Source organism: Pseudonocardia hierapolitana, from assembly GCF_007994075.1.
Classification (GTDB): Bacteria; Actinomycetota; Actinomycetes; order Mycobacteriales; family Pseudonocardiaceae; genus Pseudonocardia; species Pseudonocardia hierapolitana.
Genome location: NZ_VIWU01000001.1, coordinates 728,168 through 747,322, shown reverse-complemented (window position 1 = coordinate 747,322; position 19,155 = coordinate 728,168). Strand labels below are relative to the sequence as shown.

Genomic DNA, 19,155 nt, shown 5'->3' with positions numbered 1-19,155 from the left:
GGCACTCCATGGTGCCGGGTGGGCCCGACGTTCCGGGCCGAATTACCCGAACCGCTCCCGCAGGTACGCGCTGGTGGCGTCGTCGGCGGGGAAGAAGCTCTCGATGGCGATCTCGTCGAGGGTGACGTCCAGCGGGGCGCCGAGCACGGCGACGGTGCTGAACATCGTGAGCTCCTGGTCGGGGTGGCGCAGCCGCAGCGGCAGCACGATGCGGTCGCGCGGCTGCGCCATCGGGTCGAGCCCCGCGTCGCGGCAGTAGCCGGTGAGCTCGTCCAGCAGGACCCGCAGCCCGGTCGTCGCGGAGCGCTCGGCCTGCCTGCGCAACCGGGAGACCAGGTGCGCCGCGTACTCGGGCAGGTCGGCGACGTGCGGGGCGAGGCCGCGCGGGTGCAGGCTCACGCGCAGCACGTTCACCGGCGGCGTGAGCAGCGCGGGGTCGACGAGGTCGGTGAGCAGCGCCACGGCGCTGTTGGCGCCCAGCATGTTCCAGCTCCCGTCGACGAGCACGGCCGGGAACGGCGCGTGGCCCTCGAGGATCTGCTTCAGGGAGCGCTGGACCTCACCCATCTCGGCGTCGTCGAGCGAATGCTCGGTGTAGGCGGGGGCGTACCCGGCGGCCATCATCAGCTCGTTCCTGGCGCGCAGCGGCATGTCCAGCTCCTCTGCGAGCAGCAGCACCATCTCCCGGCTGGGCCGCGACCGGCCCGTCTCCAGGAAGCTGAGGTGCCGGGCCGACACGTCCGCCTGGATGCCGAGGTCGAGCTGGGTGAGGCGGCGCCGCTGCCGCCACTCGCGCAGCTGGGATCCGAACGAGGTGCCGGTGGCGGTTGCGGCGGTCATGCCGGCGACGTTAGCCGCCCGGCCGTGGCCGCTCGATGACGTCCGGGGTAATGGACCGGCGTCGGGACGACGGGCAGGGTGATCGCCATGACCGACGAGCTCACCACTGCGCTGCACGCCGCCATGCCGTTCACCGCAGTGCTCGGTGCGACGGCGCTGAAGGTGGGTCCCGACGAGGTCGTGCTGCGGTTGGACTGGGACGCCACCCGCTGCACGTCGGGCGGGTTGCTGCACGGCGGGGCGCTGATGGCGCTCGCCGACGCCGCGGGCGGCTGGTGCGCGTTCCTCAACCTGCCCGACGGGGCGACGGGCACCGCCACCGTGACCTCGGCGACCAACTTCCTGCGACCGGTGACGGGGGGCCACGTGGAGGCGACGGCCCGGCTGCTCAACGCAGGGCGGAGCGTGATCGTGGCCGACACCGAGCTGCGCGACGCCGACGGCCGCCTCGCCGCGCGCGTCACCCAGACACAAGCGGTCCTGCGCGGATAATCCTGGCGCGGAAAGGATGCCGTTCGTCGCGCGAGGAGGCGGGGACGCGGTTCCTGCCCGCGATGCGGGGCGTGCCGGTGGTAGGCATCCGGCGTGGGAACGATGCGCGTCATCACACAGCTTGCGACCGGCGGACCGGAGGTGCTCGAGCTCGGCGAGGCGGAGATCCCGCAGCCGCTGCCCACCGAGATCCGGGTGCGGGTCGGAGCGGCCGGCGTGAACCCCGTGGACTGGAAGACCCGCGCGGGGGCCGGGATGGCCGCGGTGCTCGGCCCGCCGCCGTTCACCGTGGGATGGGACGTCGCGGGCACCGTCGACGCGGTCGGGCGTGGCGTCACCCGCTTCGCGGTGGGCGACTCCGTGTTCGGGATGCCGTGGTTCCCGCGCCAGGCGGGCGCGTACGCCGAGTTCGTGACGGCCCCGTCCCGCCACTTCGCCCACCGCCCCGCCGGGCTCTCCGAGGTGGAGGCGGCCGGCCTGTCGCTCGCCGGGCTCACCGCGTGGCAGTGCCTCGTGGACATCGCCGCCGTGCAGCCGGGGCAGCGTGTCCTCGTGCACGCCGCGGCGGGCGGGGTGGGCCACCTCGCAGTCCAGATCGCGAAGGCGCGGGGCGCGCACGTGATCGGCACGGCGTCGGCGGGGAAGCACAACCTGCTGCACGACCTAGGCATCGACGAGGCGATCGACTACCGCGCCGAGGCGTTCGAGAAGGCGATCGACCCGGTCGACCTCGTGCTCGATCTCATCGGCGGCGAGGTGTCGACGCGCTCGCTCGAGGTCCTGCACCCGGAGGGCCGGCTCATCTGCCTGCCTTCGGCGGCCGCGCCCGCCGCGCTCGCCGCGGCGGCGGAGCGTGGCCTGCGCGCCACCACGATGCTCGTCGAACCGGACGGCCACGGGCTCGAGGGGCTCGCCCGCCTCGTCGACGACCGGCGGCTGCGCGTGCTCGTGGCCGAGACGTTCCCGCTGGAACGCGCGTCACACGCCCACCGCGCGGGGGAGCTGGGACGCACCACGGGCAAGCTGGTGCTGACGGTCTGAGCCGCTAGCAGGCCGGGGCACCGGTCAGCTCCGGATGCGCGTGCTCCACGATCACCGCGGGGAGCAGGCAGCCGCGCACCGCACCGTCGGGCTCCACCACGAACCGGGCCACGGCCGTACTGGCCGACTCCTGCGAGAGGCGCGGCCACACGAAGTTGCCCAGGCCCCATGCGATCGGGCGCTCCCGGTACGTGCCGAGCGGGCCCAGCCGGTGCTGGTGGTGGCCGAAGATCCCGTCCGCGCCCGCCTCGATCATCGCCTCGGCGAAGCGGATGTCGTCGGCGCGGGGCGCGGTGTCCAGCTCCATCCCCCAGTGGATGGTGACGAACACCAGGTCGGCCACGGCGTCGGCGGCGCGCACCGCCTCGACCATCAGGTCGGGATCGTCGCCGGACGCGAGGCCGGGGGAGCGCGGGGTCGCGAGCCATTCGGCGGTCGGGACCACCCCGCCGAAGCCGAGCACGGCGATCCGCCAGCCGCCGCGCTCGACGACGGCGGGTGCGGTCGCGGCCGCGAGGTCCTCGCCGACGCCGACCGGCGCGATGCCGGCCTCGTGCGCGTGCCGGATCGAGTCGAGCATCGCGTCGCGGCCGAAGTCGCGGATGTGGTTGTTCGCGAAGTTGGCGACGTCCACGCCCGCGGCCCGCGCGGCCGGCAGGGCGGCGGGGTCGCAGCGGAAGGTGAACGCCTTCTCCACCGCCGTGCCCCGCGTCGAGACCGGGCACTCGAGGTTGACGATCGTGAGGTCGTCGGCGGCGAACAGACCCCGGAGGCCGGACCAGGCGTGGGCGTAACCCTCGGCCCGCAGCGCGGGGATGTACTCGGGATCGAGGCTGACGTCCCCGGTGCCGTGCACGACGATCCGCTCGAGGGCCGGGTGGGGCGCGCCGGTCGCCACCTCCTGCGCGGCCGCGGGCTCGACGGGGAGCGGCGCCGCGCAGGCCGCGACGGCGAGCGGAGCCAGCACGACCGCCGCGATCGCCCGGAGCCCCATGCTGATCTCGTCGGCAGGAGGGCCGCAGGCGTTTCCGCGGCCGCGCGAGATCAGCCGATCGGGAACCGGGCCCGCAGCAGCGCGCCCGGCGGGCCGCCCGCCACCGTGAGCGAACCGCCGTGGAGCACCGCGACGTCGCGGGCGATCGCCAGACCCAGCCCGGAGCCGCCTGCGTCGCGGGCCCTCGCCTCGTCGAGGCGGGCGAACCGGTCGAAGACCGCTTCCTGCCGGTCGGCCGGGATGCCCGGCCCGTCGTCCTCGACCTCCAGCACGGCATGGCCGTCACGCTCGCCCAGGCGGACGGTCACGGTGCTCGACGCGTGCCGCACGGCGTTGTCGACGAGGTTGGCCACCAGCCTGCGCAGCTGCTCCGCCGAACCGGGCACCACGATCCCGGCGTCGATCCGCAGGTCCACCTGGACGTCGGAGCGCGGCCGGGCCAGCGCGGCCTCCTCGGCGGCGACCTGCCCGAGGTCGACCTCGCCGTGCTCGGGTGGTTCGCCGGCGTCGAGCCGGGCCAGCAGCAGCAGGTCGGTGGTGAGCCGCTGGATCCGCTCGACGTCGGCGAGTGCCTCGGCCGCGAGCGGCTGGGGCGGGGCGATCTCCAGGCGGGTGCGCAGCACTGCCAGGGGGCTGCGCAGCTCATGCGCCGCGTCGGCGACGAACCGGCGGTGCTGCCCGACCGCGTGCTCGAGCCGGTCGAGGGTGCGGTTCGTGGTCTCGGCGAGGAGCCTGACCTCGTCCCGCGCGGCTGGCACCGGGACGCGGCGGTGCAGGTCGGTGGCGGTGATGTCGGCGAGCTCGCGGCGGATTTCCGAGACCGGTGCGAGCGCCCGCCCGACGGCGAACCAGGTGAGCGCGGCGACCAGCAGGAGCAGGGCGGGGACACCGGGCAGCAGCACCGAGCGCAACGTCTCGAGTGCGGCGGCGGCCGGGTGCAGCGACGCCCTGGCCTGCACGAGCACGGCGCCGTCTGCGGTCAGCACGGGCCGGCTGGCCACGGCGAAGCGTTCCGACTGCGTGACGGTGGGCGGGGGGACGCCCGGCAGCGCCGGGCGCACGACGACGTCCGGCGCGACCATCAGCCGGGGTTCCTCCACCGGGGCCGGTGGGGTGGGCATCGCGAGCAGCTGCGCGGTCAGGGCGGCCCGGCGCTCCGCCTCGGCGGCCGCGCTGTCGGCCAGGCTGCCGGCCAGCACGCTCACCAGCACCGCGGACGCGCCGCCGAGCGCGACGGCGACGACGGCCGTGGCGGCGAGCGTCGCCCGCAGGCGCACCGACATCCGCGAGGGCAGCTTCACGACCCTCATGACGTTGCCTCCAGCCGGTAACCGGCTCCCCGCACGGTGACCAGCGACGTCCGGCCGAACGGGGCATCGATCTTGCGCCGGAGCGCGCTCACGTAGACCTCGACGATGTTCGGGTCGCCGTCGTAGGCGAAGTCCCACGCCTGCGCGAGCAGCTCCCGCTTGGACACGACCTCGCCCGCCCGGCGCGCCAGCCCGTGCAGAACGGCGAACTCCTTCGGCGTCAACGCGATGTCCACCTCGCCGCGCCGGCAGCGCAGGCCGGCCGGATCGAGCGTCAGGTCACCGACGGCGATCGACACCGGTCGCGCCGGTCCACCCCTGCGGACGAGGGCCCGCAGCCGCGCGAGCAGCACCACGTACGAGAACGGCTTGGACAGGTAGTCGTCCGCCCCGGTGTCGAGCGCCTCGGCCTCGTCGTGCACGCCGTCCTTGGCGGTGAGCATGAGGATCGGCGTCCAGTTGCGCGCATCCCGCAGCTCGCGGCAGACGGCGTAGCCGGACAGCCGCGGCAGCATCACGTCGAGGACGATCACGTCGTAGTCGTTCTCGGTGGCGAGCCACAGCCCGTCCCGCCCGTCGTGGGCGACGTCCACCGCGAACCCCTCGTTCGCCAGCCCGCTCGCGAGCACGTCGGTCAGCCGTCGCTCGTCGTCCACCAGCAACATCCGCACGGCAGGCAGTCTCGCGGGTGCGCCTGAGCCGAACCTGAAGACGCGTTCGGGAACGTTCAGGCCCGGTTCAGCCTGACCCCGCGAGGCTTCCCCCGTCCGAGAGAGACGAGCGGAAGGCGAACGATGCGCAGACCTGGGGGATGGCGAGCCGGCGGAGCCGGCGGGGTGGGTGAGCGGAGCATCGCGGTGGCCGTGCTGGTGGCCGCGGCCCTGTCGGTCGCGACGGCAGGTGCGGCCTCGGCGGGCGAGCCGGAGGACGACCGCAGGCCCTTGATCGTGACCTGCGAGAACGGTGAGCTCGTGACGCGGGAGCCCACCGAGGAGGACCGCGAGCGGCTTCGGGCCGTTCCGGCCCGGCCGGAGCGGCCGCGGGTGGAGGAGGGGAGACGCCACCGCGTCGAGCCCGGTGAGGGAGCCGTCCGCGTCCTGCCGGACGGGGAAGCGATCCGGGTCGTGCCCGCCGAGCCGGGGGCGCCGCCCCCGGTGACGTGCGACGCCGACGGCCCGCCGTCGCCTCCGCGCGTCGACCGGGTCGAACCGGCGGTGCCCGCACCGCCGCGCTGAGAGCGGCAGGGGTGGCGGTAGGGGGGCCGCCACCCCTGCTCATCGCACGGCCTCGCCGACGCTCGCTCATCCGGCGACGTCGGGGATGGACAGTCCTTTCCGCATCGCGAAGACGACGAGCTGGGCCCGGTCGCGAGCGGCCAGCTTGACCATCGCCCGGCTCACGTGGGTGCGCACCGTGTCCGGGCTCAGCACGAGCTCACGGGCGATCTCGTCGTTGGAGAGCCCGGTGGCCACCCAGGCGACCATCTCGCGTTCCCGTGTGGTCAGGGAGTCCCACGCGGCACGCGGCGGCGTCGGCCCGGCGAGGTTGCGCCCGAACATGCCGACCACCCGGCGGGTCACCGACGGCGAGAGCAGCGCATGGCCCTCGGCGACCACGCGGATCGCCCGAACCAGCTCGGCGGGCACGTTGCTCTTCAGCAGGAACCCGCTCGCCCCTGCCTGCAGCGCCTCGGCCACGTATCGGTCGATCTCGAAGGTGGTCACGACGATCACCCGTGTCCCGGACAGCTGCGGGTCGGCCGCAACGGCCCGCAGCACGCCGATACCGTCCAGGCCGGGCATCTTCAGATCGAGCAGCAGCACGTCGGGGCGGGCCGAGCGCACCAGGTCGAGCGCGCCCCCGCCGCTGTCCGCCTCGCCGACGAGCTCGAGATCGCCCTCGCGCTCGACCAGGACGCGCAGGCCCATCCGCACGAGCTCGTCGTCGTCGGCGAGGGCGACCCGGATCACCGGGACCCCCCGTGCGGAAACGTCGCCGCCACCTCGTAGCCGCCGGTGGGCCGCTCCCGCGCGGTGAACGTGCCCTGCAGTTCCTCGACCCGCTGCCGCAGGCCACGCAGGCCGCGTCCCGGCTCCGCCGCACCGCCCGCGCCCCGGTCGCGTACGGCGACCGACACCTCGTGCACGCCGTACTCGACGTCCACCTCGGCCGCCGTCGGCCCGGCGTGGCGCAGCACGTTCGTCAGCGCCTCCTGAACCAGCCGGTAGACGGTGGCGGACTCGCGTTCGCCGAGCATCCCCGGGTCGCCGGTGACGCTCAGCGCGACCGGGAGCCCGCCGGCCCGCACACGTTCGACGAGATCGGGGACGTCCCGGGCGGTTGGCGCGCCGGTGTGCAGCGTGTCGAGCGTGGCCTGCAGCTCGTGCAGCGCGTGCTCGCTGGCCGACCGGATCGCTTCGAGGGACAACCGGGCCTGGGCGGGCTGTTCGTCGAACACGGTGAGCGCCACACCCGCCTGCATCGCGACCACGGCGAAGCCGTGCCCCGCGATGTCGTGCACCTCGCGCGCAACACGCAACCGCTCCTCGTCGGCGCCCCGTGCGATCAGCGCGGCGCGTTCCCGCTCCGCGGCCTCGGCCCGGACTCTCGTCAGCGCCCCGGCGAGCGCGGGAACGGCGAGGAACACGGTCGGCCACGCCAGGAGGAGCGTCACGGTCACTGCGTGGGGCTCGGTGTCGAGGCGCGTCCACAAGGCCGCGGCCAGTGCCAGGCAGGACGCGACGCAGACGGGCGCGGCGATCCGGACGGGGCGGTGGCGGGTCAGGGCGAATGCGGCGAGCACGACGAAGAACAGGATCGGTCCGAACGCCTGGCCGGCGAGCACGTAGCCGACGACGATGGCGACGACGGCAACCGCCGAGACGGCGGGTGCCGCCCGGTGCCGGCTCCACGCCGCGGCGGCGAGCAGGATCGCGACGACACCCCGCGCGTCGAACACCGCCTCCGCCTGGAACCGGGCGACGAGCGCGGTGCCGGCCGGCACGACGACCGCCAGCACCGCAGCCACGGCGACGACGCGGACGCTCGGCAGCGCGCCGCGCCGGCCCCAGGAGATCACGAACATCGAGGCTAGTGGCCTGCGGACCGCCGCGGACCTCGCCGGAGCCGATCTACGCGGATCTGCGTAGCGGCGGTGCCGCTCCCGGACGGACGTGCTCGGCCGCCGCCGTCCCTAGCGTCGGTGACGGCCCACACCGGGTGGGCCGCACAGCACTGGGGGTAGCTATGTTCCGGATGCTCGCCGACCGCCTGCGGCGCGTCGTCCTCGTCAGCCTGGTGATCTCGGCGCTCGGGATCCCGATCCAGGTGCTCGGCGGTTGGGAGTATCCCGTCGTCCCTCCGGGGATGCTGATCCTCCTGGCCGCAGGCCTCGTCGCCCTGCTGCCCGTGCGCTGGGCGCCGGTGATCTCGCTCGTGGCCGGCGGGTTCATCCTGGTCGGGTTCTTCGTGGTCGGCGACCTCGCGAACATGTTCGGCAGCCAGAACGCCCTGGTCACGGTGGGCAAGTGGGTGCAGATGGTCGCGCTCGTGGTGGGCGTCGCCGCAGCGGTCGGTTCCCTGGTGAAGCCCCCCGTCCGGCTGGGCGAGACTCGCGCGCACTCGTAGCCCGACTCACGGGATCGGGCTACTGCCCGGAGCGGCGGACCTGCCCGACGACCTCGCGCACCCGCTCCCGGATGCCCCGCAGCTCGGTGACGAAGAACCAGTAGTCGGGGTGGACGCCGGCGAGCCGCTGCTGGGCCCTCTCCAGCCGCACCGCCTGCCCGTCGAGGATCGGCCCGAACTCACGGACGAGGCCACGGTCGACGACGAGGCGCTGCGCGTCGCGCAGCACGAAGCGGGTGTCGGCCGCGTGGCGGGCCGGATCGGCCCGGACGTCGCGCAGCGCGGCGAGCCGGTCGACCACCGCGTCGTGCCGTTCCTCGGCACGGGCGAGTGCCGCCCGGGCGGCCGTGACCCGGTCGGTCGCCTCGTCCCACTCGCCTGCCTCGGCCAGGCGGCCTGCCTCCGTGAGGGCGCGCTCGGCGTCGGCGATGGCCGTGCGGGCGGCGGTCTCGGCTTTGGTGAGATCGCGGGAGCAGGGTTCGGAGAACTCCCGCAGCAGCGCCGAGAGCGACGGCGCGATGCGGCCCGCCTTCGTCTCCGCGGCCGACCGGCGGGTGGCGATGCTGGCGAGCGCCGTGCGCACCTGCTGGGCGGTGCGGGGCGCCTCGGCGGCGAGCTCCGCCGCGGAGCGGGCGAGCTCGAGGGTGTGCTGCGCCGCGCGCATGCGCTCCTGGAGCCCGGCGCCCGGCCCGTCCATCCCCGCGGCGCTCCGTTCGGCCTCCGCGAGCCGCTCCTCGGCCCGCCGCGACCGCACGCCCGACGCGGCGGCGTTCTGCACGGCCGTGCGCGCGCTGCCGAGCGTGGTGCGCGCTTCCTGCGCGATGCGCGGCAGGTTCCTGACGGCGTACTCGGCCTCGTCGAGGCTGCGCGCGTGCATGGCCCGGAACCGGCGGATCGCCTCCCGCGCCCGCTCGATCTCGCGCAGCGCCTTCACGTCGGCGTCGAGCGCGCCGAGGGCGGGGCGGCTGCCGTCGAGCGGGTGCTCCTGGGTGGCGGTGAGGTATGCGCTGGTGGCGGCGTCGCCGATCGCGGCGACCTCGAGCCACTCGTCCCCGAGCCGGGTCCTCCCGCTCAGCTCGACGGCCACCCGCACGGCGTCGGCCACGGCGCGCTGCTCGTCGTCGAGGGCGAGGAAGGCCTGGGTGGCCTCGTTGCGCGCGGCCAGGACGCGCTCGTCGGGGAGTCCGCCCCCACGGTCTGACCTGCGGAACACCTCGCTCCCCTCGCGCACCGGCGGCCCAACCGTACCCGGACGGGTGGGGGTGGGGACATCGGTTGCGTGATCTCCTCCGGTGGACTTGACGGGTGCGCCGGTCGTCGATCCTGATCATCGACTCGTCACCGCCCACCGCAGCCGGTGCGGCGATCGACAGCTGAGGATGCCCCGTTTGCCGGTACCCGCGGGTGCAGACGCGCTCCAACCGACGCACGGGACGGCCATCGGCGGGGGACAGGACGTGACCATGCGGTGAACGGCGGACGGCAGACCGGTCGCCGTCACCGGGGGTGGCCGTTTCTGCCGCTCGTCGCGCGACCTGGGCCGACGGCCTCACTCCGCGGCCTGACGAGTTGTCCAACGCTGGGCGGCGGCTAACGTTGCCCCCGGATCGATAACGACCCGGTCACGAAACCGGACACGGACCGAACGCCCCCCGACGGTCCGCCCGCACCCCCGAGCGGGACGTCCGGCCGGGTCGCCACGAGATCCGGAAGGAAAGGTCGTGGCTCGGCACCGCTCCCCCCAGGGCCGGCACGCGCACCTCGGGCCCCCGCTGTCCGCCGCACTGGCGGCAGCGGGGGTCGGTGCCGCGCACCGGTCGGTACCCGTCCAGCAGTTGACCTCGTCGCTGCCCGCACGGTTCGTCGCCACCGTCGTGGCAGGCGGAGCGCTCGCGGCCACGGCCCAACACGCGCTCGCCCAGACCCTCCCCGTCGCCGCGGACGGCGCCGCCCTGCGCGCCGCCGTCGAGGAGCTCATCGGCGTGGAACCCGCGTCAGCGCCCGCGGAGGCGTTCGACGTCACCGACGCGACGTCGGTGGCGTTCGCGCCGGTGGTTTCCGACGTCGCGGCCGACCTGCCCGCCGACCTCCAGCTGGCCGACGCGGCGTCGCTGGTCAAGGCGGCCGACATGCAGCGGGCCGCAGCCGAGGCCGCGGCGGCGGCTCGTGCGGCGGAGGAAGCCGAGGCGGCGGCCGAGGCGGCCAAGGCGGCCGAGGCCGCGCGCGCAGCCGAGGAGGCCGCGAAGAAGGCCGAGGCGACCTCGGCGGGCAGCGCCCTGCAGATGATCGCCGGGCGCGTGACGTCCGGGTTCGGCTCCCGATGGGGGCGGGCCCACGAGGGCCTCGACATCGCCGCCCCGATCGGCACGCCGATCCGCGCCCCGCTCGCCGGCACCGTGATCGAGTCGGGTCCTGCGAGCGGTTTCGGCATGTGGGTCCGGGTGCGCCATGACGACGGCACCGTCACCACATACGGCCACATCAACCGCTCGATGGTCCGGAAGGGCCAGCAGGTCGCGGCCGGGGAGTTGATCGCCGAGGTGGGCAACCGCGGCCGGTCCACCGGCCCGCACCTGCACATCGAGGTCGAGACCCCGAACGGCAACAAGATCAACCCGCGCCCGTGGCTCGACAAGCTCGGCATCGACTACTGAGCGGACTCCGAGGCGCCTCAGCGGCTCGCCGGCGCCGTTCCGCCGGTCGGCGATCCGTCGTTCAGCCGGCCCGTTCCAGCGGGGCCGGCTCGACCAGCGGGCGTGCCTCGCCCGCCTCCGCGATCCGCTCCGCCAGGCGCTCGCGCAGCTCGGCGAGCACCTCCCGGTGTGTCGGGCTGTCGACGAGGTTGTGCAGTTCGTGCGGGTCGGCATCGAGGTCGTAGAGGTGGGAGTCGACGTACCGCTCCGCCGCCGGGGTCGTCCACCCGTCGGCTCCCGGTGCGACGGCCGCGTACTTCCAGCGCTGCGTGCGCAGGGCCCGTCCGACCTGTGACTCACTGATCTGCACCAGCACATCGTCGGGCTGCGGGTCCGGCTCGCCGCGCACGACGGGCAGCAGCGAGCGGCCGTCCATCTCCTCCGGCACCGGTAGCCCGGCCGCGTCGAGCAGGGTCGGGGGCAGGTCGAGGTGGCTCACCAGCCGCCGCACCGGCCGCCCGGTGCCGAACCCCGGCCCGGCGAGCGCCGTGGGCACCCGGATCGACGCGTCGTGGCAGCTGCGCTTGTACTCGCCGTTGCGGGTCTTGAAGTGGCACCCGTGGTCGGAGGTGTAGAGCACGACCGTGTCGCCGGTGAGGCCGAGCTCGTCGAGCGCGCCGCGGACGCGGCCGAGGCACTCGTCCACCCGCTGGACCATCCCGTAGTAGCCCGCGATGTGCTCGCGGGTGTTGCCGTCGAGCGCGGCGAGGTCTCCGGGCAGCCACGGGTCGGCGTAGCGCTCGGCGTAGCCGTGCGGGGCCGGGTAGTCGTCGCGGCTGTTCTGGTGGTGCGGCTCCAGGTAGGACAGGAACAGGAAGAACGGCCGGTCCCGCGCCTCGCGCAGGTAGGCGATCGCGGCGTCGGTGAGCGCGTCGGCGCGGTAGCCGGGCAGGTCGTGCGGATCGCCGCGCTCGTCGTAGAGGGTGGTCTCGTAGGCGTCGGAGGTGAACTCCAGCAGGTTCGACGTGAGCCACCGCTCGTACCCGCCGCGCTGCTCGGGTCGCACCGGACCCGCCACGTCGTCGTCGGCGAGGTGCCACTTGCCCATGTACGCGGTCTCGTACCCGACGGCGGCGAACCGGTGGGCCAGCGTCGGCTCGCCCACCGGCAGGGGGATGCCGTTGCGGAAGCAGCCGGTCGCCGTCGGCCAGCGGCCGGTCTGCAACGCCGCCCGCGACGGCGCGCACACCGGCTGGCAGGTGAACGACCGCTCGACGTGTACGCCCTCGCGCGCCATCCGGTCGAAGTGCGGCGTGAGGCCGTGCGGGTTGCCGTGCACCCCGGTGGTGTCGAAGCGCTGCTGGTCGGTGAAGAAGACGAGGACGTTCGGCGTCACGCAGGGGCCTCCACGGATCGGGATTCGAGCTCGGACACGTCGAGGTCGCGGGTCTCGGGCAGGAACAGCGTGGCGATCGCCGACACCAGGCCGAGCGCGACGGCGAGCGTCGCCACCGGCCAGCTCGCGCCGCCGGACGCCACGAGGAACGAGGTGGCGATCGCCGGGACGAACCCGGCCACCATCGCCGACAGTTGGTAGGCGAAGGACATCCCTGAGTACCGCACACCGACGCCGAACATCTCCGTGAACAGCGTGGCCTGCAAGCTCGACATGCACACGGCGCCGCCGAGCACGGCGAGCGCCATCGCCGTCCAGACGAGCGCGGTGGAGCCGGAGTCCAGCAGCCAGAAGTAGGGGAACGCGCTCAGCGCGACGACGAGGGCGCCGGTGAGGTAGATCGGCCTGCGGCTGACGCGGTCGGAGATCGCCCCCGCCACGGGGATGAGCGCGAGCCCGAGGAGGTTGTAGAGCACGACGCCCGTGAGCGCGACGCCGGATCCGTACCCGAGGCTCGTGGTCACGTAGCTGATCGCGAACGGCTAGTAGATCTGGGAGCTGCCGGCCTCGCCGAGTCGCACGCCGAACGCCACGGCGATGTTGCGCGGGTAGCGGCGCAGCGCCGCGAGCAGCGGGATGCGCTCCTCCTGCCCGGCTTCCTTGACCCGCTGGAACGCTGGCGTCTCCTGGATCTTGAGCCGGACGACGAGGCCGACGACCAGCAGTACCGCGCTGAACAGGAACGGGACCCGCCAGCCCCACGACAGGAACTGCTCCTCCGGCAGTGCGGCGAACAGGCTGACCACGCAGACGGCGATCAGGTAGCCGATCGGCCGCCGGTCTGCGGGAGGCTGCCCCAGAACCCGCGGCGGTGGCGCGGCGCGTGCTCCACCGTGAGCAGCGACGCCCCGCCGAACTCGCCGCCGAGCCCGAGCCCCTGCACGAGCCGCAGGAGCACGAGCAGCGCCGGGGCCCAGAGACCGATCGTGTGGTAGTCGGGCAGCAGCCCGATGAGGAACGTCGCCGTCCCGATGATCATCATCGTGGTCACGAGCACCTGCTTGCGGCCCAGGCGGTCGCCGAGGTGGCCGAAGACGAGCGCCCCGATGGGACGGGACACGAACCCGACGCCGAACGTCGCGAGCGATGCGAGGGTGCCGAGGACGGGGTCGATGTCGGGGAAGAAGAGCTTGCTGAAGACCAGCGCCGCCGAGATCCCGTAGAGGTTGAAGTCGTACCACTCGAGCATCGCGCCGGAGAGGCTCGCCGCCACCACCTTGGGCATGGGTTGGGTGGTCGGTCGCTGCGCCATCGCTGCCTCCCGTGTTATTCGATTAACACGGCACGGTAGGGGTTCTCGCCTCCGCTGTAAAGCCGGGTTACGGTCTTCGGCGTGCCGCCGCGCCGCCCCACCCAACGCGACATCGCCGAGCGCGCGGGCGTCTCCACCGCCACGGTCTCCTACGTGCTCTCCGGGCGGAGGGGAGGCGCGAAGCCGCCCCCTCCCGAGACGCGGGAGCGGGTGCTGCGGGCCGTCGCGGAGACCGGGTACCAGCTCGACCACGCCGCCCGCAGCCTGCGGCGGCAGCGCACGGACGTGGTGGCGCTGATGTACCCGGCGCCGTCCAGCCCGTGGTCGGACCGGCTCGCCGAGGAGCTGCAGGTGGCCGCGGCCGGGCGCGGGTTCGCGGTCGTCGCGCTTCCGGTCATCACCGGTGCGTCCACGGCGGCCATCCTGCGGGTGCTGAAGCAGCGCTACATCGACGGCGCCGTCCTGTTGCCCGACTGCCCGCTCGACGGCGCCGAGCTCGCGGCGCTAGCAGCACAGGGCTGCTCGCTCGTGGTGTTCGACGACGACCTCGAGCCCGGCGGCTTCGACGTGGTCCGCCAGGACCGCGCGAGCGCCTGCCGCGCCGCGGTCGAGCGGCTGATCGGCGCCGGCCACCGTCGCGTCGCCTTCCTCGCACACGCCGACGAGCACGGTGGCGCGCTGGCCGACGTCAAGATGCGCAGCTACACCGACGGTCTCGTCGCCCACGGCATCGCGGTGGACCCGGAGCTGGTCCGCCCCGTCGCCGACTCGCGCTCCGATGCCTATGCCGCGGTCCGCGACCTCCTGCGCCGCCCGGAACCCCCGACCGCGCTGCTCTCGGCCACCGACCGGGCCGCGGTCGACGGCATCTGGGCGGCCCGCGACCTGGGTGTCGCCGTGCCCGACCAGCTCGCGGTCATCGGCATCGGCAACATCCCCGAAGGCCTGATGATCTCGCCCGCCCTCACCACGGTCGGCGCCGCCGCCCTGGACTTCTCCCGCGAGGTCGCCCGCCTCTTCGAACGCCTCGACGCGTCCGCCCCGCTCCCCGGCGTGGAGCTGGCCGCGACGTGGGAGCTCATCACCCGCGCCTCCGGCTGACCGCCCGCGAGGCGCCCTCGACGCTCAGGTCGCGGCGAGCAGCACCGCGCCGGTGAGCACGGCGAGCACGGCACCGGCCTGACGCAGCGAGAGCCGTTCGCGAAGAACCATCCGCGCGAGCAGCACGCTCACCGCGGAGTCCAGCGAGGCCAGCACGCTGACGACGGCGATGTCTCCCCGGGTGAACGCGATCGCCAGTGCGACGTCGCCCGCCGCGGCCAACAACCCGGCGACGAGCAGCACGGGCAGAGCGGCACGGGGCACGGCCAGCCGCACCAGGGGCCCGGCGAGCGCGATCGGCAGCAGGCCGAGCAGGCCACCGGTCTGCAGTCCGGCCGCGACCCACAGCGGTGACGTCCCGCCGGAGCCACCCAGGTCGATCAGAACGAACGCCGATCCGAACGCCGCGGCAGCGAGCAGTGCGCCCAGCGGCGGCGGGATCCGCGGCGATCGGGCGGCGCCCTCGTCCATGCAGCCCGGACGGGCGCCGGGGCAGGGTGGGTTCGGCTCCGCGGTCCGCCGCCGCATCGCGGTCGCGAGCACCAGCACGCCGAGCACCGCGATCCCCAGGCCCACCTACCCGAGCGCGCCGGGTACCTCGCCGCGAGCCAGGCCCACCGCGACCGGGACCACTGCCCCGGACGCGGCCAGGGGAGCCACGATCGACACCGAACCGCGGGCCATCGCCCCGTAGAACAACACCAGTCCGATCGCCGCGACCGCACCCGCGAGCAGCCCGAACGCCAGGCCGCCCAGCGGTGGCCGGCCTGCCACCGTCCACGCGATCGCACCGACGGCCAGCGTTCCCGCGAGGTGGCCCCAGAACGCGATCGCGATCGGCCGGGCGAGACGGGCGGCGAGCCCGGCCGCGAGGTCGCTCGACCCGTAGGCGATGCTCGCGGTCAGTGCCAGCAGCGCCGCGACTACCAAGGCGCACGACCCCGGCACGCGACGACTCGGTCCCGGATGCGCGCCCCACCATCCGGCGCGGCCCTGCTCACCCAGGACAACCCCGTCACATCGATCCCTTCTCGCTCACGTCGACCGAAGGTTCGGATCGATCCTGCGGTAATCCAGCGGGTGCGTCCAGTGATCAGGAGGATGCGCGGGTGGGCACCCCGGCAAGCCTGCCGTGGCGCCGGGTGGTGGCGGGTTTCAGGAGGTTGCGGGGGTGCGGTCGACCGGCCGGTACTTCATCAGGACGACTCCTGAGCCGAACGGCTCGGCGGAGATCAGCTCCAGTCGTTCCGGTGGCCGGCCGTCCTCGAACAGAGCTTTGCCTGCCCGCAGGAACACGGGGTGCACCAGCAGATGGAACTCGTCGACGAGCCCGAGTTCGACGAGGGACCGGATCACTGTGAGGCTGCCGTAGATCACGATGTCCCCGCCGTGGCCGCGCTTGAGTTCGACGATCTCGTCCGGGTCGACGCGTCCGAGCCTGCGGGTGTTCTTCCACGCCGCGATGTTCCCCGAGTCGGAGACGACGATCTTCTCCATGCTGTCGACCCGTCGGGCGTACCCGCGCACTTCATCCGTCTCGTCGGGGTTCTGCGCGGCCCGGGGCCAGTAGCCGGCGAAGTCGGCGTGCGTGATCCGCCCCAGCAGCAGGCTGCCGGAGTCCTCCACCAGTTCCCGCTCGTACCTCTGCAACTGGTCGTCGATCAGCAACCAGTCCATCTCGTCCCGCGGGCCGGCGACGAATCCGTCGAGTGTTGTCCACACGGTCACAATGATCTTGCGCATCTGTCGACCTCCATCGCGGTGAACCCGGTGTCGTGCCGGACCGACGCTCGGACTCTCGGGGTGAGCTCCGGGCCAGGCCCGGGAGTGCCCACTACCGGCCGGCACCGAGAGCCGCGAGAACGGGTTCGGGCGTGAGGACCGGGAACCGCTCCTGGAAGTCCAGGACGCCGACCCAGGCCGGGCGCAGGGCGATCCGGACCATCCGCAGTCCGGGCTTGTCGATCGCCGCCACGTAGGCGCTGCCCGCCTCCTCGCCCAGCCCGGCGCGCTGGATGGTGGCGTACTCGGGCAGGACGCCCTCGACCTCGGCCAGGGTGACCTTCCCGCGCAGCATCAGCGCCTGTGGGGGGCTGTCGGCGATGTCGATGGTGATCGCCACCTCGGGGCGGGCCCGCAGGTCGCGGACCTTGTAGGTGTCGGCGAACGCGGCCATGACCACCTCGTCGCCGTTCCACAGGAAGTTCATCGGAATCAGCCGGGGCGCGCCGTCCTTGGCGGTGTAGGCCAGTCGCGCCATCAGAGTGCTGTCGTTCAGCAGGCGCTGCGCCGTGGGGGTGCCCAGCAGTCGCACATCGCCCTGCGGCATGCCCGCCGCCTGGGTGTCGGAGAGGCTCATGGGCGTCAACGTAGAGGGAGTAACTCCTGAAGAGCAAGTAGGACTCCTGAATTAGGATCGCTGAGATAGCATGAGCGGCATGCGCAGCTATGGAGACCCATGCGGGGTCGCCCGTGGCCTGGACGTCATCGGCGAACGCTGGGCCCTGCTGGTCGTGCGCGACCTGCTGCTGGGCCCCAAACGCTTCAACGACCTGCACGCCGGCCTGCCGGGCGTCAGCCCCAACGTGCTCAACCAGCGGTTACGCGAACTGACCGAGCACGGCATCGTGCAACGCCGCGACCTTCCGCCTCCGGCCCGGGTTCGCCTCTACGAACTGACCGACCGGGGCCGTTCCCTGGAACCGGTCCTCCTCCACCTGGGCCGGTGGGGCAGCCAGGCCCCCACCACCCCCGACGGCGCCCTCGGCATCGACTCCATCCTGCTCAGCATCAAGGCGTCCTTCGACCCGGTGCGCGCCACCGGGTCGGGCTGCGTCTACGAGCTCTGCATCGACGCTGACACCTACTGCGTCGAGGTCACCGACGACTCGCTCCACATCAGCCGCGACACCGCCCCGAGGCCCCCTGACGCCACCCTCGTCACCACCCTCGACACCCTCCGCGCCATCAGTGACCACCGGATCACCCTGGCGGCGGCATCGGACTCGGGCTCACTGCACCTCGACGGCGCGGAACATGCCAAGCAGGGCCTCACAGGCCTGCTGCTGGCCACGTTCGACCCCTCACCCCACGCGACCGACGTGCCCCGCCGCTGAGCTGCCCGGCCTGCGTCTCCTGCCGTCTCGGCCTGGGCGACCGACCGGCACGACGGCGCGGCATGATCCGCGGTTTCGGTCGTCCATGGTTGTGGCAACTCGAAACCGAGATCACTGGGGATGCGGGGCCGGAACGGCCCGGCGGCCGCGAGCATGACCGCGTCATCGCCCGCGCACCGACGCGGCAGCGTCACGACCACCGCGGCCGCGTCGTACTGCCCGCGCCCACCTATCCGCGCCTGGCTGGTTCGTTGCCGAACATCTCGAGCGCGCCGATCTTGTTCGTCGCGTCGAGGGCGGCCACCTTGTACGCCGCTGTCCCATGTTATTCGATTAACTCGGCACGGTAGGGGTCCTCGCCTCCGCTGTAAAGCCGGGTTACGGTCATCGGCGTGCCGCCGCGCCGCCCCACCCAACGCGACATCGCCGAGCGCGCGGGCGTCTCCACCGCCACGGTCTCCTACGTGCTCTCCGGGCGGAGGGGAGGCGCGAAGCCGCCCCCTCCCGAGACGCGGGAGCGGGTGCTGCGGGCCGTCGCGGAGACCGGGTACCAGCTCGACCACGCCGCCCGCAGCCTGCGGCGGCAGCGCACGGACGTGGTGGCGCCGAGCTCGCGGCGCTGGCGGCACAGGGCTGCTCGCTCGTGGTGTTCGACGACGACATCGAGCCCGGCGGCTTCGACGTGGTCCGCCAGGACCGCGCGAGCGCCTGCCGCGCCGCGGTCGAGCGGCTGATCGCCGCCGGCCACCGTCGCGTCGCCTTCCTCGCACACGCCGACGAGCACGGTGGCGCGCTGGCCGACGTCAAGGTGCGCAGCTACACCGACGGTCTCGTCGCCCACGGCATCGCGGTGGACCCGGAGCTGGTCCGCCCCGTCGCCGACTCGCGCTCCGACGCCTATGCCGCGGTCCGCGACCTCCTGCGCCGCCCGGAACCCCCGACCGCGCTGCTCTCGGCCACCGACCGGGCCGCGGTCGACGGCATCTGGGCGGCCCGCGACCTGGGTGTCGCCGTGCCCGACCAGCTCGCGGTCATCGGCATCGGCAACATCCCCGAAGGCCTGATGATCTCCCCCGCCCTCACCACGGTCGGCGCCGCCGCCCTGGCTTCTCCCGCGAGGTCGCCCGCCTATTCGAACGCCTCGACGCCGCGACCATCCTCCCCGGGACCGAGCTCTCCGAGCCGTGGGAGCTGATCGTCCGTGCTTCCGCCTGACGGCGAGTTCGCCGACGACGGCGGGTAGAGCTCGACCGGCGGGGTGGTCCGAGGCAGCGGTGACGGCCGTCCGCCGGG

At 73.8% G+C, this 19,155-nt stretch carries 24 protein-coding genes; 9 read left to right on the top strand and 15 right to left on the bottom strand.

Annotation, left to right across the window (positions count from 1 at the left end):
• Window positions 1-42: 42 nt before the first annotated feature.
• A complete protein-coding gene (locus FHX44_RS03605) occupies window positions 43-840 on the bottom strand; it encodes a helix-turn-helix domain-containing protein (protein WP_147254158.1) in 798 nt (265 codons plus the stop codon).
• An 87-nt stretch (window positions 841-927) separates the two neighbouring features.
• Here FHX44_RS03605 and FHX44_RS03600 point away from each other — a divergent pair, with 87 nt between their 5' ends.
• Together FHX44_RS03600 and FHX44_RS03595 are read left to right on the top strand one after the other, a co-directional pair.
• The gene (locus tag FHX44_RS03600) at window positions 928-1,332 is read left to right on the top strand and encodes a PaaI family thioesterase (RefSeq protein ID WP_147254157.1); all 405 of its coding nucleotides are present in this window, start codon (window positions 928-930) and stop codon (window positions 1,330-1,332) included.
• Window positions 1,333-1,434: 102 nt separating this feature from the next.
• A complete protein-coding gene (locus FHX44_RS03595; RefSeq protein WP_147260899.1) occupies window positions 1,435-2,373 on the top strand; it encodes an NADP-dependent oxidoreductase in 939 nt (312 codons plus the stop codon).
• A 4-nt stretch (window positions 2,374-2,377) separates the two neighbouring features.
• Here the strand turns inward: FHX44_RS03595 and FHX44_RS03590 are convergent, their stop codons facing one another.
• The 3 genes from FHX44_RS03590 to FHX44_RS03580 are packed head-to-tail and all read right to left on the bottom strand — an operon-like array spanning window position 2,378 to window position 5,348.
• Entirely contained in the window at window positions 2,378-3,367 is a 990-nt protein-coding gene (locus tag FHX44_RS03590) for a CapA family protein (RefSeq protein WP_147254156.1), read from the bottom strand.
• A 50-nt stretch (window positions 3,368-3,417) separates the two neighbouring features.
• Window positions 3,418-4,677 (bottom strand): sensor histidine kinase, encoded by a 1,260-nt coding sequence (locus tag FHX44_RS03585; RefSeq protein WP_147254155.1) that lies wholly within the window; start codon window positions 4,675-4,677, stop codon window positions 3,418-3,420.
• Window positions 4,674-5,348 carry a response regulator transcription factor gene (locus FHX44_RS03580; protein ID WP_147254154.1) on the bottom strand — a complete coding sequence of 225 codons (675 nt, stop codon included), beginning with the start codon at window positions 5,346-5,348 and terminating at the stop codon, window positions 4,674-4,676. The genes FHX44_RS03585 and FHX44_RS03580 overlap by 4 nt, the downstream gene beginning before the upstream one ends.
• Window positions 5,349-5,513: 165 nt before the next feature.
• Here FHX44_RS03580 and FHX44_RS03575 point away from each other — a divergent pair, with 165 nt between their 5' ends.
• Window positions 5,514-5,912 carry a hypothetical protein gene (locus FHX44_RS03575; RefSeq protein WP_147254153.1) on the top strand — a complete coding sequence of 133 codons (399 nt, stop codon included), beginning with the start codon at window positions 5,514-5,516 and terminating at the stop codon, window positions 5,910-5,912.
• A 66-nt stretch (window positions 5,913-5,978) separates the two neighbouring features.
• Here the strand turns inward: FHX44_RS03575 and FHX44_RS03570 are convergent, their stop codons facing one another.
• Together FHX44_RS03570 and FHX44_RS03565 are read right to left on the bottom strand one after the other, a co-directional pair.
• Window positions 5,979-6,647 carry a response regulator gene (locus FHX44_RS03570; RefSeq protein ID WP_147254152.1) on the bottom strand — a complete coding sequence of 223 codons (669 nt, stop codon included), beginning with the start codon at window positions 6,645-6,647 and terminating at the stop codon, window positions 5,979-5,981.
• Window positions 6,644-7,756: a sensor histidine kinase gene (locus FHX44_RS03565; RefSeq protein WP_170308755.1), complete on the bottom strand. Its 1,113-nt coding sequence runs from the start codon at window positions 7,754-7,756 to the stop codon at window positions 6,644-6,646. The genes FHX44_RS03570 and FHX44_RS03565 overlap by 4 nt, the downstream gene beginning before the upstream one ends.
• Before the next feature lie 176 nt (window positions 7,757-7,932).
• On the opposite strand from FHX44_RS03565, the gene FHX44_RS03560 reads away from it, so the two are divergent.
• Window positions 7,933-8,304 (top strand): hypothetical protein, encoded by a 372-nt coding sequence (locus FHX44_RS03560; protein ID WP_147254150.1) that lies wholly within the window; start codon window positions 7,933-7,935, stop codon window positions 8,302-8,304.
• Window positions 8,305-8,323: 19 nt separating this feature from the next.
• Here the strand turns inward: FHX44_RS03560 and FHX44_RS03555 are convergent, their stop codons facing one another.
• The gene (locus FHX44_RS03555; protein WP_147254149.1) at window positions 8,324-9,535 is read right to left on the bottom strand and encodes a hypothetical protein; all 1,212 of its coding nucleotides are present in this window, start codon (window positions 9,533-9,535) and stop codon (window positions 8,324-8,326) included.
• 490 nt (window positions 9,536-10,025) lie between these two features.
• On the opposite strand from FHX44_RS03555, the gene FHX44_RS43060 reads away from it, so the two are divergent.
• Complete coding sequence (locus FHX44_RS43060; RefSeq protein WP_246170190.1) at window positions 10,026-10,958, top strand: M23 family metallopeptidase; 933 nt, start codon at window positions 10,026-10,028, stop codon at window positions 10,956-10,958.
• Window positions 10,959-11,019: 61 nt separating this feature from the next.
• Here FHX44_RS43060 and FHX44_RS03545 read toward each other — a convergent pair whose 3' ends face one another.
• From FHX44_RS03545 to FHX44_RS03530, 4 genes are read right to left on the bottom strand one after another with little or no spacing between them, the layout of a single operon-like run.
• Entirely contained in the window at window positions 11,020-12,333 is a 1,314-nt protein-coding gene (locus FHX44_RS03545) for a sulfatase family protein (protein ID WP_147254148.1), read from the bottom strand.
• The gene (locus FHX44_RS03540; protein WP_170308753.1) at window positions 12,330-12,857 is read right to left on the bottom strand and encodes an MFS transporter; all 528 of its coding nucleotides are present in this window, start codon (window positions 12,855-12,857) and stop codon (window positions 12,330-12,332) included. The genes FHX44_RS03545 and FHX44_RS03540 overlap by 4 nt, the downstream gene beginning before the upstream one ends.
• An 18-nt stretch (window positions 12,858-12,875) precedes the next feature.
• Window positions 12,876-13,139 carry an MFS transporter gene (locus tag FHX44_RS03535; protein ID WP_147254146.1) on the bottom strand — a complete coding sequence of 88 codons (264 nt, stop codon included), beginning with the start codon at window positions 13,137-13,139 and terminating at the stop codon, window positions 12,876-12,878.
• An 11-nt stretch (window positions 13,140-13,150) separates the two neighbouring features.
• The gene (locus tag FHX44_RS03530; protein WP_147254145.1) at window positions 13,151-13,645 is read right to left on the bottom strand and encodes an MFS transporter; all 495 of its coding nucleotides are present in this window, start codon (window positions 13,643-13,645) and stop codon (window positions 13,151-13,153) included.
• 81 nt (window positions 13,646-13,726) lie between these two features.
• On the opposite strand from FHX44_RS03530, the gene FHX44_RS03525 reads away from it, so the two are divergent.
• The gene (locus tag FHX44_RS03525) at window positions 13,727-14,746 is read left to right on the top strand and encodes a LacI family DNA-binding transcriptional regulator (protein ID WP_147254144.1); all 1,020 of its coding nucleotides are present in this window, start codon (window positions 13,727-13,729) and stop codon (window positions 14,744-14,746) included.
• A 24-nt stretch (window positions 14,747-14,770) separates the two neighbouring features.
• Here FHX44_RS03525 and FHX44_RS03520 read toward each other — a convergent pair whose 3' ends face one another.
• The 4 genes from FHX44_RS03520 to FHX44_RS03505 form a co-directional block, all read right to left on the bottom strand.
• The gene (locus tag FHX44_RS03520) at window positions 14,771-15,322 is read right to left on the bottom strand and encodes an EamA family transporter (protein WP_147254143.1); all 552 of its coding nucleotides are present in this window, start codon (window positions 15,320-15,322) and stop codon (window positions 14,771-14,773) included.
• Complete coding sequence (locus FHX44_RS03515) at window positions 15,323-15,676, bottom strand: EamA family transporter (protein ID WP_147254142.1); 354 nt, start codon at window positions 15,674-15,676, stop codon at window positions 15,323-15,325. It abuts the gene before it with no gap.
• 225 nt (window positions 15,677-15,901) lie between these two features.
• A complete protein-coding gene (locus tag FHX44_RS03510) occupies window positions 15,902-16,489 on the bottom strand; it encodes a dihydrofolate reductase family protein (RefSeq protein ID WP_147254141.1) in 588 nt (195 codons plus the stop codon).
• A 91-nt stretch (window positions 16,490-16,580) separates the two neighbouring features.
• Window positions 16,581-17,105 carry a pyridoxamine 5'-phosphate oxidase family protein gene (locus FHX44_RS03505; RefSeq protein WP_246170189.1) on the bottom strand — a complete coding sequence of 175 codons (525 nt, stop codon included), beginning with the start codon at window positions 17,103-17,105 and terminating at the stop codon, window positions 16,581-16,583.
• A 79-nt stretch (window positions 17,106-17,184) separates the two neighbouring features.
• On the opposite strand from FHX44_RS03505, the gene FHX44_RS03500 reads away from it, so the two are divergent.
• The 3 genes from FHX44_RS03500 to FHX44_RS03490 all read left to right on the top strand — a co-directional run bounded on the left by FHX44_RS03500 (window position 17,185) and on the right by FHX44_RS03490 (window position 19,057).
• Window positions 17,185-17,862, top strand: coding sequence for a winged helix-turn-helix transcriptional regulator (locus FHX44_RS03500; protein ID WP_147254140.1), 678 nt, complete (start codon window positions 17,185-17,187; stop codon window positions 17,860-17,862).
• Between the two features lie 392 nt (window positions 17,863-18,254).
• Window positions 18,255-18,596: a LacI family DNA-binding transcriptional regulator gene (locus FHX44_RS42635; RefSeq protein ID WP_212612310.1), complete on the top strand. Its 342-nt coding sequence runs from the start codon at window positions 18,255-18,257 to the stop codon at window positions 18,594-18,596.
• The gene (locus FHX44_RS03490) at window positions 18,506-19,057 is read left to right on the top strand and encodes a substrate-binding domain-containing protein (protein WP_170308751.1); all 552 of its coding nucleotides are present in this window, start codon (window positions 18,506-18,508) and stop codon (window positions 19,055-19,057) included. The genes FHX44_RS42635 and FHX44_RS03490 overlap by 91 nt, the downstream gene beginning before the upstream one ends.
• Window positions 19,058-19,155: the final 98 nt, after the last annotated feature.